Source organism: Streptomyces flavidovirens DSM 40150 (assembly GCF_000429085.1).
Taxonomy (GTDB): domain Bacteria; phylum Actinomycetota; class Actinomycetes; order Streptomycetales; family Streptomycetaceae; genus Streptomyces; species Streptomyces flavidovirens.
Genome location: NZ_AUBE01000002.1, coordinates 502,790 through 524,229, shown reverse-complemented (window position 1 = coordinate 524,229; position 21,440 = coordinate 502,790). Strand labels below are relative to the sequence as shown.

The window sequence follows — 21,440 nt, the reverse complement described above, 5'->3', positions numbered from 1 at the left end:
GGTACTGCCTGTCGGAGAGAAGCTCCAGCCAATCACGCATCTCGGGCTCCAACTCGATGCAAGCGGTTCTGCGTCGTGGGTCAGACCCTTGCCGAGACCGGTTCCTCTGCCGGGGTGTCCGTGACCGGCCGGGTCGGCGCCGGCTCGGACGGATCCACGTTGAAGTCCGCCAGGAGCTGCTTGCTGAAGCCGAAGAAATACGTGACCAGGAAGCCTGCGACGTAACCGGTGACCAGGCCGGCGGCGTACACGGCGATCATCACGGTCATGGTCTCGTTGCCGGAGAGGAGGGGGAACAGGGCCCAGCCGGACGGGCCGATGGCCGTGGAGCCGACCGAGCCGCCGAGCTGGTTGAACAGGCCGACCAGGCCGCCGCCGAAGGCGCCACCGACGCACGCGGTGATGAACGGGCGGCCGAGGGGGAGGGAGACGCCGTAGATCAGGGGCTCGCCCACACCCAGGAAACCGGCCGGGAGCGCGGACTTGATGGTGCGTCGGACCGAGGTGTTGAGGGGGAGGCGGAGGTAGACCGCGGCGGCCGCGCCGACCTGGCCCGCGCCTGCCATGGCGAGGATCGGGAGGAGGACCGTGAAGCCCTGCTGCTCGATGAGGGTGGTGTGGATCGGGATGAGGGCCTGGTGCAGGCCGAGCATGACGAGGGGGAGGAACAGGCCACCGAGGACGAATCCGGCCGCCGCGCCGCCGGTGGACAGAAGCCAGTCGGCGAAGTCGCCGATGGCGGTGGAGATCTCACCGGCCACGAACATCAGGCCGAAGACGGTGACGAGGCCGGAGATCAGCACGGTGAGCGTCGGGGTGACCAGGACGTCCAGGGACTGCGGGATCCAGCTTCGGCACCACCTCTCGACGTACACCGCCAGGACCGCCGCGCCGAGTGCGCCCAGCACGCCGCCCTGGCCGGGCGACAGCGGCTGGCCGAAGGCGTCAATCTTTGCCACGCCCGGAAAGACGATGATCGCGGCGACCGCGCCGCCCAGGATCGGCGTACCGCCGAATTCCTTTGAGGTGTTCAGGCCTACGAAGACCGCGATCAGGGCCATGAAACCGGTCGCGATCGCGGCGAGGGCGGGGGTGACGGCGGGGAGCCAGCCGAGGTTGACCATCAGGCCGTTGAAGCCGGCGATGATGCCGCAGCCGATGAGGGCGGGGATCAGCGGGACGAAGATGTTCGCGATCTTGCGGAGGAGGAGCTTGACGGGGGTGGCGTTCCTGGCCTTCTGCTGGGCCTTGAGGGCGGCGCCCTGCGCGGCGAGTTCGTCGGCGGTGAGCGGGATGGGGGCCGGTGTGGGTGTGGGGGAGGCTGTCCGGTCCGTCTCCACCAGGGCCTCGAACTCCGGGGTGACGCGGGCGGCCGTGCCGGGGCCGAGGACGATCTGGTACGTACTGGCATCCTCGACCACACCCATGACGGCGGGCAGCGCCGCCAGCTTGTCGTCCTGCACGAGGGTGCGGTCGCGCAGGCCCAGGCGGAGGCGGGTCATGCAGTGGGCGATCGAGGTGATGTTCCCCGCGCCTCCGACGAGTGGAAGGATCGCGGCGGCGGTGGCGCGGTTCTTGTTCTCTGTCATGGTGTCAGTTCAGGGGGTACGGGCGGCGGCAGCCCGTAGCGCCACGCGCAAATGGCCCCGCGCTTCGTCGAGCAGGGCGGCCGCGGTGGGTCCGTCGACATCCCCGAGGAGCACCAGGATGGCGTTCTTCACCTCTCCGTCCGTGGCGGCGAGCGCGTCCTCGATCTCCTTGTCCTGCGCGCCCGTCGCCAGTGCGACGATGCGGCGGGAGCGGGCGCGCAGCTTCTCGTTGGAGGCGCGGACGTCGACCATCAGGTTTCCGTACGTCTTGCCGAGCCGGATCATCGTGATGGTCGAGATCATGTTGAGGACGAGCTTCTGGGCCGTGCCGGCCTTGAGGCGGGTGGAGCCGGTGAGGAGTTCCGGGCCGACGACGACTTCGAGGCCGTGTTCGGCGGTTGCCCCGAGCGCGCTGTCCGCGTTGCAGGACAGGCCGATGGTGAGGGCTCCGCGGCCGCGGGCGTGCTCGACGGCGCCGATCGCGTACGGGGTGCGGCCGGAGGCCGAGATGCCCACGACGGTGTCGTTGCCGGTCAGGCCGAGTGCGTCCAGGTCGGCGGCCGCCAGCTCTTTGGAGTCCTCCGCGCCTTCCACCGCCTTGACCATCGCGGAAGGTCCGCCCGCGATCAGGCCGACGACCCGGGCGGGGTCGGTGTTGAAGGTCGGCGGGCACTCGCTGGCGTCCAGCACGCCGAGCCGTCCCGCCGTTCCGGCGCCCGCGTAGATCAGCCGGCCGCCACGGGCCATCCGCTCGGCGGTGGCGTCGATGGCGGCGGCGATCTGGGGGAGCCGGGCGGCGACGGCCTCGGGGACGGTGCGGTCCTCGCCGTTCATGATGCGGGCGATCTCGGCCGTCGGCATGTGGTCGATCTCGGCGAGCTCGGGGCGGAAGGCCTCGGTGGTGAGGGTGGCGAGCTGGGCGCGCAGTTCGCCGTACGTGTCGCTGGGCGCGTTCGCGCTGGGGGAGGTCATGAGGAGTGCGGCTCTTTCTCGTCGTACCGGCTGCGTGGCTGCGGTTCGGTCCCTAACGGCTGCTGTTGCTGCGGGGCGTGTGGCGGTGCGCGAGTGCCTCGTAGGAGGCGGCGAGGGCGGGGGCGGCCGTCTCGTACGTACGCTGGGCCACGCCTATGAACAGGCAGTCGATGACGAGGAGTTGGCTCGTACGGCTGGACATGGCCGCCGGGCGCAGTTCGCTCTCGCGGGCCGTCGACGTGGTCAGGATGTGGTCGGCGTACTGCGATACGGGCCCGTCCGGGCGGCCCGTGATCGCGACCGTCGTCGCCCCCCGGTCGAAGGCGACGCGCAGCGGCTCTATGGCGTCGCCGGTCGATCCCGAGTGCGTGATGGCTATCGCCACGTCACCGGAGCGCAGCTGCACGGCGTTGGTGACGGCGAGGTGGGGGTCGGTGTGCGCGTGCGCGATGAGGCCGATGCGCAGGAGCTTCTGGGCGAGGTCCATGCCGACCAGGGAGGAGGCGCCGACGCCGTAGATGTCGATGCGGCGGGCCGCGGCGAGGGCGGCGACGGCCGCGCCGAGCTGGACGGTGTCCAGGCCGGCGGCGGTGTCGGCGAGGGTCTGCTGTTCGTCGTACGCCAGCTTCGTCACCACGTCGGCGATCGGGTCGTCGACCGCGATGTCGGCGGTCACGGCGGGCGCCCGGCCCGACTGCTGCTGTGCGGCGAGCCCGGCGAGAGCGAGGCGCAGGTCGCGGTAACCGGGGTAGCCGAGGAGGCGGGCGGTACGGACGACGGTGGCCTCGCTGGTGCCGGTGAGCTCCGCGAGGCCGGTGACCGTGAGGGCGGCGCAGCCGGCCGGGTCGGCGGCCACGGCCTCCGCGACGCGCTGCATGGAGCGGGTCATGGATGGCGCGAGGGTCCGTACCTTGGCTGCCAGAGCGGCGGGCGCGGGCGGGGCGGCCCTGCCGGTGAAAATTTCCTTCACTTCATTGGTCACCAGTGAAAGATATTTTCGGGGACGACGGGCCGTCAACCCCCTCCTTTGCCTTGCCTGCGTGCCCGCGCGAGCGCGCGACAATGGCTGCATGGACCCCATTCCTTCTCCCACGGAACAGGCGTTGCACGCCGCTCGCGCCCTGGTCATGGCCGACCTGGCGGCCCGCGACGTGGCGCGGGCGGACGTCGTGTCGCTGGTCGAGGACGCCGTCGTGCAACGCCGCTGGTGGGTGGAGCAGTGGCCCGAGGGCGCGGAGTACGTCACGGGCCTGATCGCCCAGGACGTACAGGACGCGCTGCTTGAGCGGTACGGCCGCTGGCCGATCTGCCCGGTGTGCACGGACGTGGAACCGCACGCGCTGGAGGTGGCACCTGAGCTGGGGCCCGACCCGCACTGGGTGTGCGCGAAGGCGGCCGTGATCGTGGCGCCGGTCGGCAGCCTGCGGTGACGGTGTACATCGACCCGCCGACCTGGCCGGGGCACGGCCGGATGTGGTCGCACCTGGTGAGCGACGTCTCGTTCGAGGAACTGCACGCTTTCGCGGCGTCGATCGGCTGCCCGCCGAGGGCCTTCGAACGGGACCACTACGACGTGCCGGACACGCGGTACGCGGACGCGGTGGCCGCGGGGGCGGTGGAGGTGGGCTCGAAGGAGCTGGTACGGCGGCTCACCGCGGCGGGGCTACGGCGCCCGAAGGGGCGGCCGGTTCAGTAGCGTTTTTGCCGGTCAGACCGGGAATTCCGCAGTGTTCAGAATTCCGCCGAAGGGCTCGGGCAGGCGGACCTGCTCGCCGAAGGGGATTCGCTCGCTGAGCTTGTACGCGCCGTTCTGCGGCTCGGTGAAGAGCGTGGTCGTCGGTCCGTGCTCGTCGAACCGGTCGATCAGCAAGTACGCCGGCACCGGCGCGTGTGCGTATGCCCAGAGCTTCTTGGTCCGGTCGTCCTTGGCGTTGCCCTTGGACGTGATCTCGACGATGAGCAACGCCTCGGACGCGTCCACCGGATCGCTGGTGTCGGCGTCCATGGCCGCGATCAGCTCGGTCGGCATGACGACAAGGTTCGGTACGTAGAGCTTGTCGAGCGGGGCGATGTGGATACCGAGGGTCTGATAGACACCCAGCCTCTCCGGCAGGTCGCGGTAGAGCGTGCGCTGCACTGCGGCGGCGATGCCGTTGTGGTGCGCGTGCGGCGGTGGCACCAGGATGATCCGTCCTGCGTCGATCTCGGCGCGCCAGCCCTCGGGCACGTCCAGCTCGCGCCAGGCCTGCAGCAGGTAGTCCCACGGCCGACGGCGAGGCGTCCGGCCGTTCTCGACCATTGCGGCGGTCATCGCGACTCCCTTCTCCAGCGGCCTGACGGTCTCCAGCGGCCTGACGGCGAGCGTAGATCGACAGTTGTGCGGCGCTCAGCCGCCTTCAACCGCATCCCACCATCGAGTGAGCGGCGCACCAACCTCGTCGAGGCGGAGCGGGACGCGGCGCTCAGACCCGTTCCGTACGCACAGCTTCCGTACCCACAGCTTCCGTACGCACAGCTTTCGGCGACGACGTGGCCGATGCCACCACGCGGGAGCGTGAGCGCTGGAGGCGGAGTGAGAACGCCACCGCGACCAGTGCCAGCAGCAGCATCGCCGCGCCCGCCCACGCCGTCGACGGGAAGCCGAAACCCGCGTCGATGACCGTGCCGCCGAGCCAGGGGCCACCGGTATTGCCCAGGTTGAACGCGGCCGTCGTCGTCGCGCCCGCCAGAGTGGGGGCCGCGCCCGCGACGTTGAACATCCGGGCGTTCAGGGCGGGGGCCGTGTAGAAGCCCGAGAAGCCGAGGAGGAACGCCAGCACACTCGCCACCACCGCGCTGGAGGCGAAGAGGGCCAGTACCGCGAGAAAGACCGTCGATGCCGCGATGCCGCTCATCAGTACGCCGAAGAGGTGCGCGTCCGCGACCCGCCCGCCCACGGTCGTACCCACCAGCGCGCCGATCCCGAACAGCGCCAGGACGGTCGGCACTGAGCCTGAGCCGAGGCCCGCCACATCCGTGAGCAGTGGCGCGAGGTAGCTGAACGCGCAGAAGATGCCGCCCGCCGCGAGCGCCGTGATCGTGATCGCGAACCAGACCTGGCCGTCGCGGTAGATCGCCAGCTCCCGCTTGAGCTGCGGCTTCTCCTCGGGGAGGGGGATACGGGGGATCAGCGTCACGACCCCCACCAGCGCGATCGCCGAGGCCGCGCCCACGGCCCAGAACGCCGACCGCCAGCCGAAGTGCTCGCCGAGGAACGCCCCGGCGGGCACGCCCAGTACGTTCGCGATGCTCAACCCGCCGATCATGACGGCCATCGCCCGCGCACGCGCGTTCACCGGCACCATAGCGATGGCGACCGCCGCCCCCACCGCCCAGAACCCGGCGCACGCGAAGGCGCTCACGACGCGCGAGGCGAAGAGCAGCTCGTACGTCGGGGCCAGCGCGCCGGCGACCTGCCCGAGGCCGAACACCGTGATCAGGGTGATCAGTGTCGTACGGCGCGGAAGGCGCAGCGTGGCGACGGCCAGCAGGGGGGCGCCGATCACCATGCCGATGGCGAAGGCCGAGATCAGGAGCCCGGCCTGCGGGATCGAGACGTCCATGTCGTCGGCGATCGGCGGCAGCAGTCCGGAGAGCATGAACTCGCTCGTCCCGAGGGCGAACACCGCCAGGCCGAGTATGTAGACGGCAAGGGGCATGCGGGTGCGGCGGTCGGCAGAAGCAGGCATGACTGGTCAGAACACCGCTGAGGCTGTCGGCATTCCTGCGGGCCTCGCCGGCCCCATCTGTCTCAGATGGTGAGCAGGTCCAGCTCCGTCGCCAGGTTCTGCCGCGCCCGCGCCTCCCACTCGGCCTGCCCGTGCGGCGTACGGAACAGCGTGGGCAGCTCCAGGAGCTGGCGCAGGACCGCTGCCCGGCCCTGGCGGAACGCGTCGTCCGGGACGAAGCCGTACTCCTCGCGGACCGCTGCCGCGTAGGCGGCGTACTGCGCCGGGGGCGCGGCCAGGATCGCCAGGTCCGCGTCGCAGAGGGCCTCGCCGTTGGTGTCGCCCGGACCGGGGTCGTGGGTGGCGGTGAGGCGGACCAGTCGGGCCACCTCGGCCGTACGGGCGCCGTCGAGCTCCAGCTCGGACAGCGCGCGCTCGGCGAGGACGGCGCTGCGCTCCTCGTTCTCGGAGCGGTCGGGGCGGTAGACCGCGTCGTGGAACCAGGCGGCGAGGCGGACGGCGGCCGGGTCGTCGGCGTGGCCGGCGAGGGTGTCGAGGTGGCCGAGGACCGCGACCAGGTGGTCCGTGGAGTGGTAGCGCCGCTGCGGTTCGGCCCAGCGGGCGAGGAGATTCTCGGCGTACGGGCGAGGGTCGGCCGAAAGCTCCGTACCGGCGGGGACGGTGTCCAGCCAGCGGCGGATCAGGTCGTCGTGCGCGGGGTGGCGCGGGGCGGCGTCTGTGGCGTTCATGCCGTTCATGCCCTTCATGCCGTTCATCCGTTCATTCTGCCGCTGGACATGCTGCCCGGCTCCTGCGGTCCGTGCCTGTGGCCGGGCCTGCGGCTGTGCGACCCGTGGAGGTAAGTAACCGGCCACTGTGTCCCCTCAGTCGGTCGCGGCCTTGAAGCCGCGCAGGCGCAGGGAGTTGCCGACGACGAAGACGGACGAGAAGGCCATGGCGGCTCCGGCCATCATCGGGTTGAGGAGGCCGGCCGCGGCCAGGGGGAGGGCGGCGACGTTGTACGCGAAGGCCCAGAAGAGGTTGGACTTGATGGTGCCGAGCGTCTTGCGGGAGAGGCGGATGGCGTCGGCCGCGGCGAGGAGGTCGCCCCGTACGAGGGTGAGGTCGCCGGCTTCGATGGCGGCGTCGGTGCCGGTTCCCATGGCGAGGCCGAGGTCGGCCTGGGCGAGCGCGGCGGCGTCGTTGACGCCGTCACCGACCATGGCCACGCTGCGCCCCTCGGCCTGGAGCCTCTTGATGACGGCGACCTTGTCCTGCGGCATGACCTCCGCGATGACCTCGTCGATGCCCACTTCGCGGGCGACCGTTTCGGCGACGGCCTGGTTGTCGCCGGTCAGCAGGATCGGGGTGAGGCCGAGGGCGCGCAGCCGGCGGATGGCTTGCGGGCTGGTGTCCTTGACCGCGTCGGCGACCTCCAGGACCGCGCGGGCCTCGCCGTCCCAGGCCACTGCGATCGCGGTACGGCCCGCCGCCTCGGCGGCGGTCCGGGCGCGGTCGAGTTCGACGGGCAGGGTCATCGCCCACTCGGCGAGCAGCCTGCCGCGCCCGACCAGGACCGCGTGGCCCTCGACGACGCCCTGAACGCCGAGGCCGGGTACGTTCGCGAAGTCCTCGGGGACGGGCAGGGAGCCGCCGGTCCGCTCGGCGGCTCCCGCCGCCACGGCCCGGGCGATCGGGTGCTCGGAGGCGTGCTCCAGGGCGCCCGCCAGGCGCAGTACCTCGGTCTCGGTGGTGGTGGGGGTGGTGTGGACGGCGAGGAGGGTCATCCTGCCGGTGGTGACGGTGCCGGTCTTGTCGAGGACGATCGTGTCGACCTTGCGGGTGGTCTCCAGTACTTCAGGGCCCTTGATCAGGATGCCGAGCTGGGCGCCGCGGCCGGTGCCGACCATGAGGGCGGTCGGGGTGGCCAGTCCCAGCGCGCAGGGGCAGGCGATGATCAGTACGGCTACGGCGGCCGTGAACGCGGCGGTCAGGCCGGAGCCGTTGCCGAGCCAGAAGCCGAGCGTGCCGAGTGCGAGGGCGATGACGACGGGGACGAAGACGGCGGAGATCTTGTCGGCGAGCCGCTGGGCCGCCGCCTTGCCGTTCTGGGCGTCCTCCACGAGCTTGGCCATGCGGGCGAGCTGGGTGTCGGCGCCCACCCGCGTGGCCTCGACGACCAGGCGCCCGCCGGCGTTGAGGGTCGCGCCGGTGACGGTGTCGCCGGGCACCACCTCGACGGGGACCGACTCCCCGGTGAGCATGGCGGCGTCGACCGCCGAGGTGCCTTCGACGACGGTGCCGTCGGTGGCGATCTTCTCGCCCGGGCGGACCAGGAAACGGTCGCCGACGGCCAGTTCGGCGGTGGGAACGGTCTCCTCGCGCCCGCCGTCGCGCAGTACGGTGACGCTCTTGGCGCCCAGCTCAAGCAGCGCCTTCAGGGCGGCGCCCGCCTTGCGCTTGGAGCGGGCCTCGAAATAGCGCCCGGCCAGGATGAACGCGGTGACGCCGGCCGCCACCTCCAGGTAGATGTTCCCCGCGCCGTCGCTGTGCGAGATCGTCAGCTCGAAGGCGTGCGTCATACCGGGCGTACCGGCGGTACCGAAGAACAGCGCCCACACCGACCACAGGAACGCCGCGGACGTACCGACCGAGATCAGCGTGTCCATCGTCGCCGCGCCGTGCTTGGCGTTGGTCCACGCGGCGCGGTGGAAGGGCCAGGCGGCGTACGTGACGACCGGGGCGGTCAGTGTCAGCGACAGCCACTGCCAGAACTCGATCTGCAGGGCGGGGACCATCGCCATCGCGATGACCGGCACCGCGAGGACTGTGGCGGTGACCAGCCGCTGGCGAAGCGGCCGCAGCTCGTCGTAGTCCGCCGCCGGGGTCTCCTCGGCGCCGGGCTCCGGGGCCGCTCGTACCGGGGCCGCTCGTACCGGGGGCGGCTCCTTCGCCGTGTAGCCGGTGGCCTCAACCGTCGCGATCAGGTCTTGTACGGAGACGTCCTCGCCCCGGTAGGTGACCTTGGCCTTTTCGGTGGCGTAGTTGACGGTCGCCTCGACGCCGTCCATCCGGTTCAGCTTCTTCTCGATGCGGGCGGCGCACGAGGCGCAGGTCATGCCGCCGATGGCGAGTTCGACTTCGGCTCCGGTTTCGACTTCGGCGTCGGCTCCGGTGGAGGTTATGGGCGTCGTGGTCACTTCTACCCCTCGGGTGGTGGGCTGCCTGGGAACCAGATCCGATACTCAACACAGATACCCCAGGGGGGTATCTGGTGTGGGGTCCATGTATACCCCCCGCCACCGCCCCGCGCAAGCTTCTGATGCGCTGGCGGGGTGGGGGCTCTAGGGTGGATATTGGACTAGACCTGTAGTCGCCGCTTTTCCGAGGAATGGGGTCCCATGAACAACCGTGCAGTCCTGGAGGTGATCGCCCTCGACGCGGAGGACGCGATCGCCGCCCAGTCCGGAGGGGCGGACCGCCTTGAGCTGGTCACCGACATGGCGGCGGACGGCCTGACCCCGTCCCGCGAGACCTTCGCACGGATCCGTGCGGCCGTGGACATTCCGCTGCGCGTGATGCTGAGGCTGGCGGACGGGTTCCTCGCCGGGGACGTCGACGAGCTGGTGCTCGCGGCGCGCGGGATGCTCGCGGAGGGGGCCGACGAGTTCGTACTCGGCTTCCTCGACGCGGACGGGAATCCCGACCTGGTCGCGGTCGAGCGGGTGGTGGCGGAGATCGAGGGCTGCCGGTGGACGTTCCACCGGGCGATCGACCGGGCGGCGGACCGTGACGCGTTGCGCAAGCGGCTCGCGGAGCTGCCCGGCCTGGACACGTACCTGACCGCCGGTGCGGCGGAGGGCGTCGACGCGGGGATGCCGGTGCTGCTGGCGGAGGCGGCTGCGGGGCGGCGGGGCGCACCGGGCTATCTGCCGCAGCTCCTGGTCGGCGGCGGCCTGCGCCTCGACCACCTCCCCGCCCTCCGGGCCGCCGGTATCAACGCGTTCCACATCGGCAGCGCGGCGCGACCGGGCGGGTGGTCGGGACCGGTGTCCGCGGACGCGGTACGGGAGTGGCGGGCGGTGCTGGACGGGTAGGGGGTGTGGGCACCGGGTGCGGGATCCGGGGTGCGGAGCGCGGGGGCCGGGGGTGCGGTGCGGGGGCGTGAGCCGCCATCCTGCACAGCGGTGCTCTGCCGACGGGCAGTGTGGTCAGCCGCCCGTCGATCTCGACAGTTCCACGGACAATCGCCCGGAACCCCTCAAGATGCCTCATGCGTCCACCTCTTACTGTGAGGATGAAGGGCACACAGATCTTGAGGGGGAACTGTAGGGCTGAGTTGCGTGACGGTGAGCGGGGTTACGCCGCCGATCCCGACGCGATCAAGAAGGCCGGCGGTGATGCGCTGGACATCCGGCAGGCACTGCTGTCCGCGGCGGAGCCGACCTGCACCGCGACACGTCGAGCGGCCGGGGGAGTGGACGGCTGGCTGAGCGAGGACCAGTTGAAGAGCACCGCGCGGCTGTGGGACGACCAGAACAATGCACTCGCCGAGAGGATCGGGCGCACCGGCGGGAACCTGCAGTACAACAGCCAGAACTACCGGGCGGCGGAAGTGGTCAACACGTCCGGCATGCAGGGTGGTGACAGCCCGTGGGGATGACGGTCGCCCAATTGGACGGGGCCGACGCCGGCCTGGTGCTCAAGGCGGCGGAGGCCTGGGAGGAACAGGTCAGGAAGCTCAAGGGTCTGGCCTATCGCTATCGGACCGAGGTCAAGGACGTTCTCGAGAAGAGCGGCTGGTCGGGCCCCGCGTACGAGGCAGCCCGCAGCAACTGGGTGGAGGAACTCACTCAGTTGGAGTTCGCACAGCAAGAGGCCGACGCCATTCGGCTGGCCCTTGAGATGGCCGTGGCCGACATCCGCACCGCACAGCAGCACCTGCGCGCGGGCCTGAAGAAGGCCCGCGAGAACGGCGCGGAGGTCGCCCCGGACGGAAGCCTCGACTTGCCGCCGGCGTTGATCCACGACCCCGACCACCGCAGCGGCCCCGTCCGGGACAACCTGGCAGAGGCGCACACCCAGATCCAGGACGCGCTGCGGATGGGCGACAAGGCCGACGAACGGATCGCCTGGGACCTCAAGGACGACGGTGGCACGCGCCGTGACGCGTTCAACGACGTCGTGCACATGGGGCGGCGGAAGAGCCCCAAGGAGATCCTCCGCGAGTACCAAGTCACCGACGACCCCCGTGGAGTGACGGACTATTTTGGTGAGCGGATCACCCAGGGCGAGGAGAATCTGCTCAGCGACCTGAGTGTCGTCGAGAAGAGCGACTTCAAGGACATCAAGGAGCGCGCCTGGGAGGAGTGCCAGGCGCGCTTCCCCGAGGACCGCAACGACGGTCACATGGATGCCTTCAGGCATGCGTACTGGAACGCGCTGATGACCCAGCGATTCGGCCCCGAGTGGACCGAGCAGTACGGGACCGCGCACGAGCGCCTGCCGGGGAACCCGAAGGACCGTGAGGCCATGGACCTCTACAACAACGAGGTCGGGCGCCGCATCGCCATGAACAACCCGACGGACACACCGGCCCAGTTGGCCGCGAAGACTCAGTCGGCGGTGCAGCTAGGCACCACCGTGGTGATGGACCGCGACGGGAACCTCGTGGCCAGCGACAAGGTGGAGATCGGAGAGCACGGGCACAGCAACGGGGTGAAGGGCGGCGCTCACGAGGGCAGGGACCCGGGCGACCCGGGCCCGGGGAGCTAGGGCGTGGGCATGCGGGGCGTCCGCAAGTTGTGGCTGGTCGCGGTGGCGGCACTGGCCTTGGCGCTGGTGGTCGCCTGGTATTTGTTCATCAGGGAGACACCACTGTCCAGTACGACGGACAAGGCTCTCCAAGCGAAGCTGGACGCGGCGGTGCGGACACCGGAAGCGGTGCCACTGTCCGGCATGACCGGGTTCGACTGGGACCGGGTGCAGGTCTTCGCGTACGGGACCGACAGCGATGACATCTCCGACGCGGTGGGGGACCCGGTCGACTGGTCGGTCTCCACGACATCGTACGAAGGCCCTTCGCTCTGGGTGTTCAGCGAGAACGGCGAGGCAGTGCGCGCAGTGCAACTCGACGCGAACGTTCCAAAGGGCGGGACGAGCTGGCCGCGCGCGGTCAAGGTGTCCGGTGGCCCGGATGCGAACGTGGTGACGCTGGAGCTGTCTGCACGCGCCAGCGCTGGGAGCGTGATCCCTCGCACGAGGGTTGGCGTCGGCCGAACCCTAACTTGATGCTTAACCTCAGGGCCCGAACGGGCCCTCGTACTTGATCACTCGGACTAATAACTGCCGTACGTGCGAGCGGTCGTCGCCTGAGCATGTGATCCGACCAAGGAACGCTCAGCACGAAGGCCCGGCCCAGGACAGCCACCTGTTGGTTTCCCCCTGGCAGTGCGGTAGTTGCCGGTCGTGGAGATGGCGCGGTGGCTTCGGGTGCGCAGGCTTGCGGCCATCCAGTCAGGCCGTCGGGCGGGCGGCAGTGAGGGTGGCGCGGACGGTCTTACCGACGTGTCGGCGCAGGAACCAGGTCACCTCCGCACCGAGCCCGCGGGTGACGAGCAGCCCCCGGCCGCTTTCGTCCTGATCGCTGGGTGCGACCGGGCGACCGGCGTAGGGGAAACCGGAGAAGGCTGCGATGGGGTCGCTGACGTCGATGACCAGTGTGTGGTCCTCCAGCACGGCGAGGCGCAGCCCCAGGACGTGGCCGCGTTTGTGTGCGTGCCAGACGGCGTTGGTGACCAATTCGCTGACGATGATCGCAGCGTCCTGGATGTCGCCGGTCCAGTTCCATGTGGTCAGTTGCCGGCGTGTGTGGATGCGGGCGAGACCGACCGAGCCCTCGACCATGGTGTAGCTCATCGACCACTCGCAGTCGACAGGGGCGGCGGCTTCCGTACGGGCCTCGATCACGTCGGCTGTCACTTCCTTCTTCGTGTCGCAGTAGCCGGTTCGTCGGCAGGGACACATCGAGCATGGCGGTCGCGTGCGGAACAGATCCACCCGCATCCGGACCTCGGATTCCGTCCGCAGAGTGAGGTGCGGCATCGGTTTCCCTCACCCCCACCTCACCTTTCCCAACAGGGCTGTCAGGGAAGGGAATACAAGACGTCGTAGGGCTACGGTCGGAAATGACATGGCGGACAGGGGAGGGAGCGCGATGGTCACGCTGTTACGCGTGCTGCTCGATACCAGGGAGTGGCGGGACTTCGACGTCTTCCTCTCCCACTTCACGGCAGCCGCCGGTGAACTGGCCCAGATGGAGGGCCTGGCGAAGTACAGGACGCTCACGGTCTCCGAGGCGACCTTTGAGCGCTGGTACTACGGCACCGGCCGGCCGCACCCGGACTCCCGGCGGGTCTTGGTCCACCTCCTGGGCCACAGCATCGACGAGCTGTGGTCCCCGGCTCCCGACGCGCTCACCTCCGCGCCCGCATCCGGGCGACCCGGCATGTCGTACACCGCCCCACCCGACGCCGCGTTCGGCGCGGGCCTGCACGAGATGGGAAGAAACGCAGCTATGGCAGCACGGCGCGCGATGGCATTCGCCATGGGAGAAGAACGAGGACAGGTCGGCGAGGAGACCATGGGTTTCCTCCAGGACGAGGTACGGCGCCTGGCCGCCGCCTACGTGAGGGTGCCGCTCGGCACCGTCCTGGACGACCTGATCAGCGTGCAGGACGAGACCTTCCGCCTCCTCGAGTCCGGCCGCGCCCGCCCCGTCCAGCTCCGCGACCTCTACCTGATCGCCGCGCTGTCGTCCGGGATGCTGGCCAAGGCGGGCCATGACCTGGGCGACCCGAGCGCGGCGATGATGCAGGCCCGGACCGCTGCCGTCTGTGCCGACAAGGCCGAGCACCCCGCCATGGGCGCCTGGGTCCGTGGCCTGCAGTCCTTGATCTCCTACTGGGCCGAGCGCCCCACCGACGCCCTGCACTACGCCCGTCAGGGGCAAGCCGGTGCTACCTCCCAGAACGGCACTGTCACCGTATGGCTATACAGCCTCGAAGCCTGCGCTGCCTCGCTCCTCGGTGACGCCGACACCGTCACCCAGGCCACCCAACGCGCTGCAGACATGCGCGAGGCCACTGTCCCCGACGACCTGGACGCGCTTGGCGGTCTGTTCACCTTCCCCCGCATCCGCCAGGACTACTACGACGTCGAGGCCCACGTCCTGCTCGGCCACGGCGACGCCCAGCTCTTACGCCGTGCCACCCAGGCCGCTGACGGCTCCAACGACCCCGACCACACCAACTGGTCTTTTGGCCCGGCCGCAGGTGCCCGCACCAACCTCGCCCTGGCCCGCCTCTACACCGGCGACCTCGACGGTGCCGCTGAAGCCGTTCGCCCCGTCCTTGACCTGCCTGCCGACCAACACAACGCGGGCATCATCCACTCCGCCCGGCGCGTGCGCACGGCCTTGCTCCAACCCGCATTCCTCGACGTGCCCCTCGCCCGCGAACTCCGCGAGGAGATCGAGACGTTCTCCCGCCCAACCCTTGCCCTGCCCCGTTGAACCCGGCATAGAGTCCAGCTCATGTACCCGGTCGCCCGCCACCGCTCCCGCCTCGCACTGCGCGAGCTGACACTCGAAGACGTGGACGCCGTCCACGCCATCTACGGCAGCAGCGAGGCAACCGAGCACCTCTCCTTCGAACCACGCACCCGCGACCAGGTCGCCGGGATCGTGGCCCGCTCGATCGCCTCGGCCACCGCCACCCCGCGCGAGGAGTACGCCCTGGCCGTCACCGAGGGCGAAGGCGGCCCCTTGGTCGGTTACGCCCGCCTCGCCCTCGACCCCCACCAGCAGCGTGCCGCCACCATCGGCGGCGCCCTGCATCGCGACGCCTGGGGAATCGGCTACGGAACCGAGACCGTCCACCTCCTCCTCGACCTGGCCTTCGACGACCTGGACCTGCACCGCGTCTGGGCGGCCCGCGCCCCGAAGAACGAAGCCTCCGCCAAGACCCTCCTGGCCGCCGGCATGACTGAGGAGGGACGCATCCGCGGACACGTCTTCGTACGCGGGGCCTGGCGCGACTCTGTCGTTTACGGCGTCCTGAAGGAGGAGCGGAATCCGGCACGGACGTGACCGTACCGACGCCTCGGCGACTGCGGACAGGACAGAGCCGAGCCGAGCCCTCGCGCACCCGCTACGACACAAGCGCCACCCACTGCCAAGCCGTAATTACCCTTGCCTGCCCAGTGGCGCCGGCAAGGGGGCCGTGTGGACGATGGTCAGGCCCGATACTGCTCGGGTCAGTGCTACGTACAGGCGGCGCAAGCCGGTTCGTTCGTCCGGCTCGCCCGATACCACCGCCGCCGGCTCGTCCAGCACCACGTAGTCGTACTCCAGGCCCTTCGCCAGTGACGCCGGCACCAGCGTCAGCCGGGACTCCGCCGTCGTCTCCTCGCCGGGGGAGAGGTACGTGTGGCCCGCCGCCGTAAGGGCCGCCGCCAGTTCCCCGATGCGCGCGTCCGCCGCGATCAGCCCCGTCGACCCCTCGTTGCGCAGCGCCTCCGCGCACCCCGACACCACCGCCCCGGTCAGCGCCTCCGCATCCACCTGACGCACCGACAGCGCCCCCGCGCTCTCCCGCACCGACGACACCGGCGCCAGCCCCGGCGAGATCGCCGGCAGCAGCCGCGACGCGTACGCGATGACGTCGCGCGGCACGCGGAAGCCCGCCGTCAGTTCCTCGACCACCGCTTCCGGTTTGCCCAGGTGCCGCAGTGCCTGCGCCCAGCTCGCCGTCGCCCACGGCGTCGTACCCTGCGCCAGGTCGCCCAGTACCGTCGCCGAACCCGTCGAGCAGCGGCGGCCCACCGCCCGGTACTGCATCGGCGACAGATCCTGCGCCTCGTCGAGCACGACATGGCCGAGCGAGTGCGTACGCGAGATCAGATCCGCCGCCTCGTCCAGCAGCACCACATCCGCAGCCGACCACTTCGCCGACTTCACCGACCGCGCCGGCTTCGCCCACAGGATCCGCTTCTGTTCCTCCGCCGACAGCACACCCTCCGCGTGCTCCGCCAGGAAATCCGCGTCGGAGAGCAGCCGCAGCACCAGCTTCGCCGGGTCCACCGCCGGCCACAGCGCCTTGACGGCCGCCTTCACCGCCGGGTTACGGGCGACCGCGTCCTGCACCCGGTCGTCGGGCGCCTCGCCCGCCTCCTCCATGCGTACGAGCACCGCGTGGGCGATGCGCTGCGGCAGCGCGTCGTGGGCCGCCCCGTACCGGATGTCGCGGCTGAGCAACTCGCCGACCATCTCCTCCAGTTCGTACGCCGGGACCCGCCACCGCCGCGAGCCCCGCACCACCACCACCGGCTCGGTGGGTACGGCGGTGACGTGCGAGCGCAGCGCCCGGCGCAGTACCTCCGCCATGCGCGCGTCGCCCTTGATGACGGCCGCGTCCGCGTCGTCCGTGCCCCGGACCTCGCCGTGCACCGCCACCAGGTCACCGACCGTCGCCTGCTTGACCTCCAGCTCGCCCAGCGCGGGCAGGACCTGCTCGATGTAGTGGAGGAAGGACTTGTTCGGGCCGATGACCAGCGTGCCGGTCCTGGCCAGCCGGTCGCGGTGCGCGTAGAGGAGGTACGCCACACGGTGCAGGCCCACAGCCGTCTTTCCGGTTCCCGGACCGCCCTGGACGCAGACGCTGCCGGACAGGCCCGACCGTACGATCTCGTCCTGCTCGGGCTGGATCGTCGCCACGATGTCCCGCATCGGGCCGACGCGCGGGCGCTCGATCTCCGCCTGGAGCAGCTTGCTGGTCTGCGCGGCTTCGGTGGGGTCGGAGAGGTGCTCGTCCTCGTACGCCGTGAGTTCGCCGCCCGTGTAACCGAAGCGGCGCCGCAGGCCGACGTCCAGCGGGTCCTTCTTGGAGGCGCGGTAGAAGGGCTGGGAGACGGGCGCGCGCCAGTCGATGACCATGGGGTCGCCGTCGGCGTCGTGGACGTGCCGCCGGCCGATGTAGAAGCGCTCGCCCTCCGCGCCTTCGGCCCGGTCCGCGCCGACGACGTGCAGGTAGTCGAGGCGGCCGAAGAAGAGCGGGGTGTGGGAGAGGTCGGCGAGCGACTTGATGCGTTCCTCGATCTGGGCGCCGAGGACGGCGGCGTTCACCCAGTTCGCGGTGACGTCGCGGATGTCGAGGGCCTGCGCGTCCTCGCGCATGGCGCGCAACGCGGCGCGCGAGGCGGTGAGGTGGGCACGCTCGCGGCCGAGGGGGTCGAGGGGGTCGAGCGCGTCGCTGTGGGCGGTGTCGGGGTCGGGCGCGGGCACGGTGCTGCCTCCGGGGGAGATCACTTGGGATCACGGCGTGGACCGGCCGGTTTCCGTCCGGGCGGCGGCGCTCCACGGAGGGAGGCGGGAAGACCGGGGATTGTAGTCGCGGGGGCGTGGGGCGGGCCAATGGTTTTCCGTCGCCGGAGGCTGTACCGCCATGCGCCCCGGCCCTAAGGGTTGGGTCAATCCCTGGGAGGAGGCCGGTGGTACGGAGTTCAGCCCGCAGACCGTTGTGCTCAAAATGTCCGGAATCCAACATGGAGACATGAGTGCAGCAGCCTTCGCCCCCGGTCCCTCCGCCCACCGCAACCGCAACCGCAACCCGCGCGCTGACGGTGCCCCCGCCCACTCCGTCCACTCCACCCACTCCGTTCACTTCGCGCACCGGATAGGCAAGGCCGTGCACGCCGTAAAGGTGTTCGCGGGCGCCGCGTTCAGCGTGGCCGTCCTCGGGGAGTACGCGCAGGAGGCGGGCGTAAAGCGCCGCTGAGTGGGCGGCTCCACAGCTCCGTCGGCTGATCCACTAGGGTCGCGGCCGTGGAGAAACGGAGCGTGACCCCTCGATCACCGGCCGTACCGGTCGGCATGCCCGCCGGCATCCTGCTCGCCGTATCGCTGGCCGCACTGGCCGCGCTGTGCGTACTCCAGCACATCCCCATGGCCGACACCCTCGTCTACCGGGCGGAAGGTGCGGCCGTCGCCAACGGCACCGACCTGTACGGGTTCACCGTCACGCAGTGGCAACTGCCCGCCACGTACCCGCCGTTCGCCGCGATCCTCTTCGTACCGACGACCTGGCTGCCGGTCGGCGCCCTCAAGGTCGCCTTCGCCGTCGGCAACACCGCGCTCCTCGCGCTCCTCGTGCATCTCTCCTGCCGCTTCGCCCGGCTCCCGGCCGGACCCGCGCTCGTCCTCGCGGGCACCGCACTCGGAGTGTGGCTCGAACCCGTCTTCCAGACGATCCTCTTCGGGCAGATCAACCTGGCCCTCGCGTGTCTCGTCCTGTGGGACCTGACCCGTACGGACGACGCCATCGGCAAAGGTTTCGCGCTCGGTGTCGCGGCGGGCGTCAAGCTCACGCCCGCGATCTTCATCGTCTATCTGCTGCTGACGGGCCGTGTACGAGCCGGGCTCACCGCCCTCGCCTCGCTGACCGGCACGGTGCTGCTGGGCGCGCTCGTACTGCCGCATGCCAGCGTCGACTTCTGGACCCGGCGGGTCTTCGAGACCGGGCGGGTCGGCAGGGCGTGGATCGTCGACAACCAGTCGCTGCAGGGACTGTTGGCGCGAGTCCTGCACGATCCCGCGCCCGGACCGGTGTGGCTCGCGGCCGCGGTGTTCGTCGCAGCGGCGGGGCTGTGGACCGCGCGGCGGGCGGCGGTCGGGGCGGGCCGCGAGACGTGGGGCGTGCTGGTCACCGCCGCGACGGCGCTGCTGGTCTCGCCGATCAGCTGGTCGCACCACTGGGTGTGGTGCGTGCCGCTGATCGCGGTGCTCGCCGCGGAGGGGCGGGGGAGGGCGGCCGCAGCGGTGGCCGTGGTGTTCACGGCGCGCACGCTGTGGCTGGTGCCGCACAAGGGGGCGCTGGACCTCCAACTCCCATGGTGGCACCAGCCACTGGCGTCCCCGTACCCGCTGCTGGCACTGCTCGGTCTGCTGGCCTGCGCGGCGGGAGCGGGACGTGCGGCTCGGGTGACGGGTGTGGCACCGCTGAGGCATGCCCGACGCATGCTGCCCTCACCCCGCCCCGCCCCCTCCCCCAGCGACAAGAGCGACTCCACCGCCCGCCCTCCAGCGCCGGACGGGCTGGAATCCGGCCCGGCGCCCGATGCTTCCAGGCCGGCACGGGACGAGGACTCCAGACCGGGCGAGGACACCAGGTCGGGTGAGGCCCAGCAGGTCGGGTGAGGCCCACCAGGTCCGGTCAGGCCCAGCAGGTCGGGTGAGGCCCGGCACAGGTCGGGTGGACACCCAAGTGGGCGCCGTGAGCCGTAAGCCCGGTGGGGCCGATCCACTCCGTCGAGCAGATCCAGCCCGTCCACCGGGCTTGGGCGGAGCCCCGGTGGACCGGAAGTGGCGCGGCGGGGAAAGAGATGGCTCGCCCCCGTTCGCCGGACGCCGCGCATGGCGGTTTACGGTGTGGGGTCGTCCGCTGCCATCAGTTCGTCCGCGTCCACGATGCGGTACGCGTAGCCCTGTTCCGCCAGGAAGCGCTGGCGGTGGGCCGCGAAGTCCTGGTCGATCGTGTCGCGTGCGACCACCGAGTAGAAGTGCGCCTGATGGCCGTCCGCCTTGGGGCGCAGTACGCGGCCCAGGCGCTGGGCCTCCTCCTGGCGGGAGCCGAACGTCCCCGACACCTGGATCGCGACCGTCGCCTCGGGGAGGTCGATCGAGAAGTTCGCGACCTTTGAGACCACCAGGACGCTGATCTCGCCCTGCCGGAAGGCGTCGAAAAGCTTCTCGCGCTGGGCGTTCGACGTCTCGCCCTTGATGACCGGCGCGTCCAGGTGCTCGCCCAGCTCGTCCAACTGGTCGATGTACTGGCCGATGACCAGGATCTGCTGGCCCGCGAACTTACGTACCAGCGCCTCCGTCACCTTCCGCTTCGTCGCGGTCGTCGCGCAGAAGCGGTACTTCTCCTCCGTCTCGGCCGTCGCGTAGGCCAGACGCTCGCTCTCGGTGAGGTTGACGCGGACCTCCACACAGTCCGCCGGCGCGATGTAGCCCTGCGCCTCGATCTCCTTCCACGGCGCGTCGAAACGCTTCGGGCCGATGAGGGAGAAGACGTCGGACTCGCGGCCGTCCTCGCGTACGAGCGTCGCCGTCAGGCCGAGGCGGCGCCTGGCCTGGAGGTCCGCCGTGAACTTGAAGACGGGTGCGGGGAGCAGGTGCACCTCGTCGTACACGATCAGGCCCCAGTCACGGGAGTCGAAGAGCTCCAGGTGCGGGTAGATGCCCTTCCGCTTCGTCGTCAGGACCTGGTACGTCGCGATGGTGACCGGCCGGATCTCCTTGCGCGTACCGCTGTACTCACCGATCTCGTCCTCGGTCAGCGACGTCCGCTTCACCAGCTCGTGCTTCCACTGGCGGGCCGAGACGGTGTTCGTGACGAGGATGAGGGTGGTGGCCTTCGCCTGGGCCATCGCGCCCGCGCCGACGAGCGTCTTTCCCGCGCCGCAGGGCAGGACCACGACGCCCGAGCCGCCGTGCCAGAAGCCCTCGACCGCCTGCTTCTGGTACGGGCGCAGCGCCCAGCCGTCCTCCGCGAGGTCGATCGCGTGGGCCTCGCCGTCGACGTAACCCGCGAGGTCCTCGGCCGGCCAGCCCAGCTTGAGCAGCGTCTGCTTGATCTGGCCGCGCTCGGAGGGGTGCACGGCGACCGTGTCCGCGTCGATCCGGGCGCCGACGAGCGGCTGGACCTTCTTCGAGCGGAGGATCTCCTCCAGTACCGGTCGGTCCGTGGAGGTGAGTACGAGTCCGTGGACCGGGTGCTTGGAGAGGGTGAGGCGGCCGTAGCGGGCCATCGTCTCGGCGACGTCGACGAGGAGCGCGTGCGGGACCGGGTACCGGGAGAACTCGACGAGCGCGTCGACGACTTGCTCGGCGTCGTGTCCGGCGGCCCGCGCGTTCCACAGGCCGAGCGGCGTCACCCGGTAGGTGTGGATGTGCTCGGGGGCGCGCTCCAGCTCGGCGAAGGGCGCGATGGCGCGACGGCAGTCGTCGGCACGCTCGTGGTCGACTTCGAGGAGCAGCGTCTTGTCGCTCTGGACGATGAGGGGTCCGTTCACGCGTGTTTCGGCCCTTTCTGCGGCAGGTCGGCCCGTACGG

General features: G+C 70.6%; 20 protein-coding genes. 10 read left to right on the top strand and 10 right to left on the bottom strand.

Annotated elements, in window-relative coordinates; all coding sequences use genetic code 11:
- Positions 1-80 precede the first annotated feature (80 nt).
- From G412_RS0105130 to G412_RS0105120, 3 genes are read right to left on the bottom strand one after another with little or no spacing between them, the layout of a single operon-like run.
- The gene (locus G412_RS0105130) at positions 81-1,589 is read right to left on the bottom strand and encodes a PTS transporter subunit EIIC (RefSeq protein WP_028811114.1); all 1,509 of its coding nucleotides are present in this window, start codon (positions 1,587-1,589) and stop codon (positions 81-83) included.
- A 9-nt stretch (positions 1,590-1,598) separates the two neighbouring features.
- Positions 1,599-2,561 (bottom strand): N-acetylmuramic acid 6-phosphate etherase, encoded by a 963-nt coding sequence (gene murQ / locus G412_RS0105125; protein ID WP_028811113.1) that lies wholly within the window; start codon positions 2,559-2,561, stop codon positions 1,599-1,601.
- A 52-nt stretch (positions 2,562-2,613) separates the two neighbouring features.
- Positions 2,614-3,543, bottom strand: a complete 930-nt coding sequence (locus G412_RS0105120; RefSeq protein WP_028811112.1) for a MurR/RpiR family transcriptional regulator — start codon at positions 3,541-3,543, stop codon at positions 2,614-2,616.
- A gap of 88 nt (positions 3,544-3,631) precedes the next feature.
- Here G412_RS0105120 and G412_RS0105115 point away from each other — a divergent pair, with 88 nt between their 5' ends.
- Together G412_RS0105115 and G412_RS0105110 are read left to right on the top strand one after the other, a co-directional pair.
- On the top strand, positions 3,632-3,991 hold the full coding sequence (locus G412_RS0105115) for a hypothetical protein (RefSeq protein WP_028811111.1): 360 nt from the start codon (positions 3,632-3,634) through the stop codon (positions 3,989-3,991).
- On the top strand, positions 3,988-4,257 hold the full coding sequence (locus tag G412_RS0105110; RefSeq protein WP_028811110.1) for a DUF4031 domain-containing protein: 270 nt from the start codon (positions 3,988-3,990) through the stop codon (positions 4,255-4,257). Before G412_RS0105115 ends, G412_RS0105110 begins: the two co-directional genes overlap by 4 nt.
- A gap of 12 nt (positions 4,258-4,269) precedes the next feature.
- Here G412_RS0105110 and G412_RS0105105 read toward each other — a convergent pair whose 3' ends face one another.
- The 4 genes from G412_RS0105105 to G412_RS0105090 form a co-directional block, all read right to left on the bottom strand.
- Positions 4,270-4,872, bottom strand: coding sequence for a Uma2 family endonuclease (locus G412_RS0105105; protein ID WP_028811109.1), 603 nt, complete (start codon positions 4,870-4,872; stop codon positions 4,270-4,272).
- A gap of 151 nt (positions 4,873-5,023) precedes the next feature.
- Positions 5,024-6,259 (bottom strand): Cmx/CmrA family chloramphenicol efflux MFS transporter, encoded by a 1,236-nt coding sequence (locus G412_RS0105100; RefSeq protein WP_028811108.1) that lies wholly within the window; start codon positions 6,257-6,259, stop codon positions 5,024-5,026.
- Positions 6,260-6,351: 92 nt separating this feature from the next.
- A complete protein-coding gene (locus G412_RS0105095; RefSeq protein WP_051338154.1) occupies positions 6,352-7,017 on the bottom strand; it encodes an HD domain-containing protein in 666 nt (221 codons plus the stop codon).
- Between the two features lie 135 nt (positions 7,018-7,152).
- Positions 7,153-9,468: a heavy metal translocating P-type ATPase gene (locus G412_RS0105090; RefSeq protein ID WP_279626754.1), complete on the bottom strand. Its 2,316-nt coding sequence runs from the start codon at positions 9,466-9,468 to the stop codon at positions 7,153-7,155.
- A gap of 201 nt (positions 9,469-9,669) precedes the next feature.
- Here G412_RS0105090 and G412_RS0105085 point away from each other — a divergent pair, with 201 nt between their 5' ends.
- The 4 genes from G412_RS0105085 to G412_RS0105070 all read left to right on the top strand — a co-directional run bounded on the left by G412_RS0105085 (position 9,670) and on the right by G412_RS0105070 (position 12,559).
- Positions 9,670-10,365, top strand: a complete 696-nt coding sequence (locus G412_RS0105085; protein ID WP_028811105.1) for a copper homeostasis protein CutC — start codon at positions 9,670-9,672, stop codon at positions 10,363-10,365.
- A gap of 242 nt (positions 10,366-10,607) precedes the next feature.
- A complete protein-coding gene (locus tag G412_RS0105080; protein ID WP_028811104.1) occupies positions 10,608-10,931 on the top strand; it encodes a hypothetical protein in 324 nt (107 codons plus the stop codon).
- Positions 10,928-12,043, top strand: a complete 1,116-nt coding sequence (locus tag G412_RS37095) for a DUF6973 domain-containing protein (protein WP_157839060.1) — start codon at positions 10,928-10,930, stop codon at positions 12,041-12,043. Before G412_RS0105080 ends, G412_RS37095 begins: the two co-directional genes overlap by 4 nt.
- Before the next feature lie 3 nt (positions 12,044-12,046).
- The gene (locus tag G412_RS0105070) at positions 12,047-12,559 is read left to right on the top strand and encodes a hypothetical protein (protein WP_028811103.1); all 513 of its coding nucleotides are present in this window, start codon (positions 12,047-12,049) and stop codon (positions 12,557-12,559) included.
- 225 nt (positions 12,560-12,784) lie between these two features.
- Here the strand turns inward: G412_RS0105070 and G412_RS33400 are convergent, their stop codons facing one another.
- Complete coding sequence (locus G412_RS33400; protein ID WP_051338140.1) at positions 12,785-13,249, bottom strand: ATP-binding protein; 465 nt, start codon at positions 13,247-13,249, stop codon at positions 12,785-12,787.
- A 211-nt stretch (positions 13,250-13,460) separates the two neighbouring features.
- Between G412_RS33400 and G412_RS33395 the strand changes: the two genes are divergently transcribed.
- Positions 13,461-14,840 (top strand): NsdA family TPR-like regulatory protein, encoded by a 1,380-nt coding sequence (locus tag G412_RS33395; RefSeq protein ID WP_051338139.1) that lies wholly within the window; start codon positions 13,461-13,463, stop codon positions 14,838-14,840.
- A 21-nt stretch (positions 14,841-14,861) separates the two neighbouring features.
- Positions 14,862-15,416 carry a GNAT family N-acetyltransferase gene (locus tag G412_RS0105055; protein ID WP_028811100.1) on the top strand — a complete coding sequence of 185 codons (555 nt, stop codon included), beginning with the start codon at positions 14,862-14,864 and terminating at the stop codon, positions 15,414-15,416.
- 96 nt (positions 15,417-15,512) lie between these two features.
- Here G412_RS0105055 and G412_RS0105050 read toward each other — a convergent pair whose 3' ends face one another.
- Positions 15,513-17,609 (bottom strand): HelD family protein, encoded by a 2,097-nt coding sequence (locus G412_RS0105050; RefSeq protein ID WP_028811099.1) that lies wholly within the window; start codon positions 17,607-17,609, stop codon positions 15,513-15,515.
- Positions 17,610-17,877: 268 nt separating this feature from the next.
- Between G412_RS0105050 and G412_RS0105045 the strand changes: the two genes are divergently transcribed.
- Both G412_RS0105045 and G412_RS33390 read left to right on the top strand, forming a co-directional pair.
- Entirely contained in the window at positions 17,878-18,102 is a 225-nt protein-coding gene (locus tag G412_RS0105045) for a hypothetical protein (protein WP_028811098.1), read from the top strand.
- Positions 18,103-18,197: 95 nt separating this feature from the next.
- Positions 18,198-19,520, top strand: a complete 1,323-nt coding sequence (locus G412_RS33390) for a glycosyltransferase 87 family protein (RefSeq protein ID WP_106964013.1) — start codon at positions 18,198-18,200, stop codon at positions 19,518-19,520.
- A gap of 224 nt (positions 19,521-19,744) precedes the next feature.
- On the opposite strand, the gene G412_RS0105035 is transcribed toward G412_RS33390, so the two are convergent.
- The gene (locus G412_RS0105035) at positions 19,745-21,400 is read right to left on the bottom strand and encodes a DNA repair helicase XPB (RefSeq protein ID WP_028811097.1); all 1,656 of its coding nucleotides are present in this window, start codon (positions 21,398-21,400) and stop codon (positions 19,745-19,747) included.
- Positions 21,401-21,440 lie beyond the last annotated feature (40 nt).

What these genes read in the sequence shown, in the direction of transcription:
- G412_RS0105045 (WP_028811098.1), top strand. Translation starts at nt 17,878, where the DNA reads ATGAGTGCAGCAGCCTTCGCCCCCGGTCCCTCCGCCCACCGCAACCGC.
- G412_RS0105055 (WP_028811100.1), top strand. Translation starts at nt 14,862, where the DNA reads ATGTACCCGGTCGCCCGCCACCGCTCCCGCCTCGCACTGCGCGAGCTG.
- G412_RS33395 (WP_051338139.1), top strand. Translation starts at nt 13,461, where the DNA reads ATGGCGGACAGGGGAGGGAGCGCGATGGTCACGCTGTTACGCGTGCTG.
- G412_RS0105115 (WP_028811111.1), top strand. Translation starts at nt 3,632, where the DNA reads ATGGACCCCATTCCTTCTCCCACGGAACAGGCGTTGCACGCCGCTCGC.
- G412_RS0105105 (WP_028811109.1), bottom strand. Translation starts at nt 4,872, where the DNA reads ATGACCGCCGCAATGGTCGAGAACGGCCGGACGCCTCGCCGTCGGCCG.
- G412_RS0105130 (WP_028811114.1), bottom strand. Translation starts at nt 1,589, where the DNA reads ATGACAGAGAACAAGAACCGCGCCACCGCCGCCGCGATCCTTCCACTC.
- murQ (WP_028811113.1), bottom strand. Translation starts at nt 2,561, where the DNA reads ATGACCTCCCCCAGCGCGAACGCGCCCAGCGACACGTACGGCGAACTG.
- G412_RS0105085 (WP_028811105.1), top strand. Translation starts at nt 9,670, where the DNA reads ATGAACAACCGTGCAGTCCTGGAGGTGATCGCCCTCGACGCGGAGGAC.
- G412_RS0105100 (WP_028811108.1), bottom strand. Translation starts at nt 6,259, where the DNA reads ATGCCCCTTGCCGTCTACATACTCGGCCTGGCGGTGTTCGCCCTCGGG.
- G412_RS0105095 (WP_051338154.1), bottom strand. Translation starts at nt 7,017, where the DNA reads ATGAACGCCACAGACGCCGCCCCGCGCCACCCCGCGCACGACGACCTG.
- G412_RS37095 (WP_157839060.1), top strand. Translation starts at nt 10,928, where the DNA reads ATGACGGTCGCCCAATTGGACGGGGCCGACGCCGGCCTGGTGCTCAAG.
- G412_RS33390 (WP_106964013.1), top strand. Translation starts at nt 18,198, where the DNA reads ATGCCCGCCGGCATCCTGCTCGCCGTATCGCTGGCCGCACTGGCCGCG.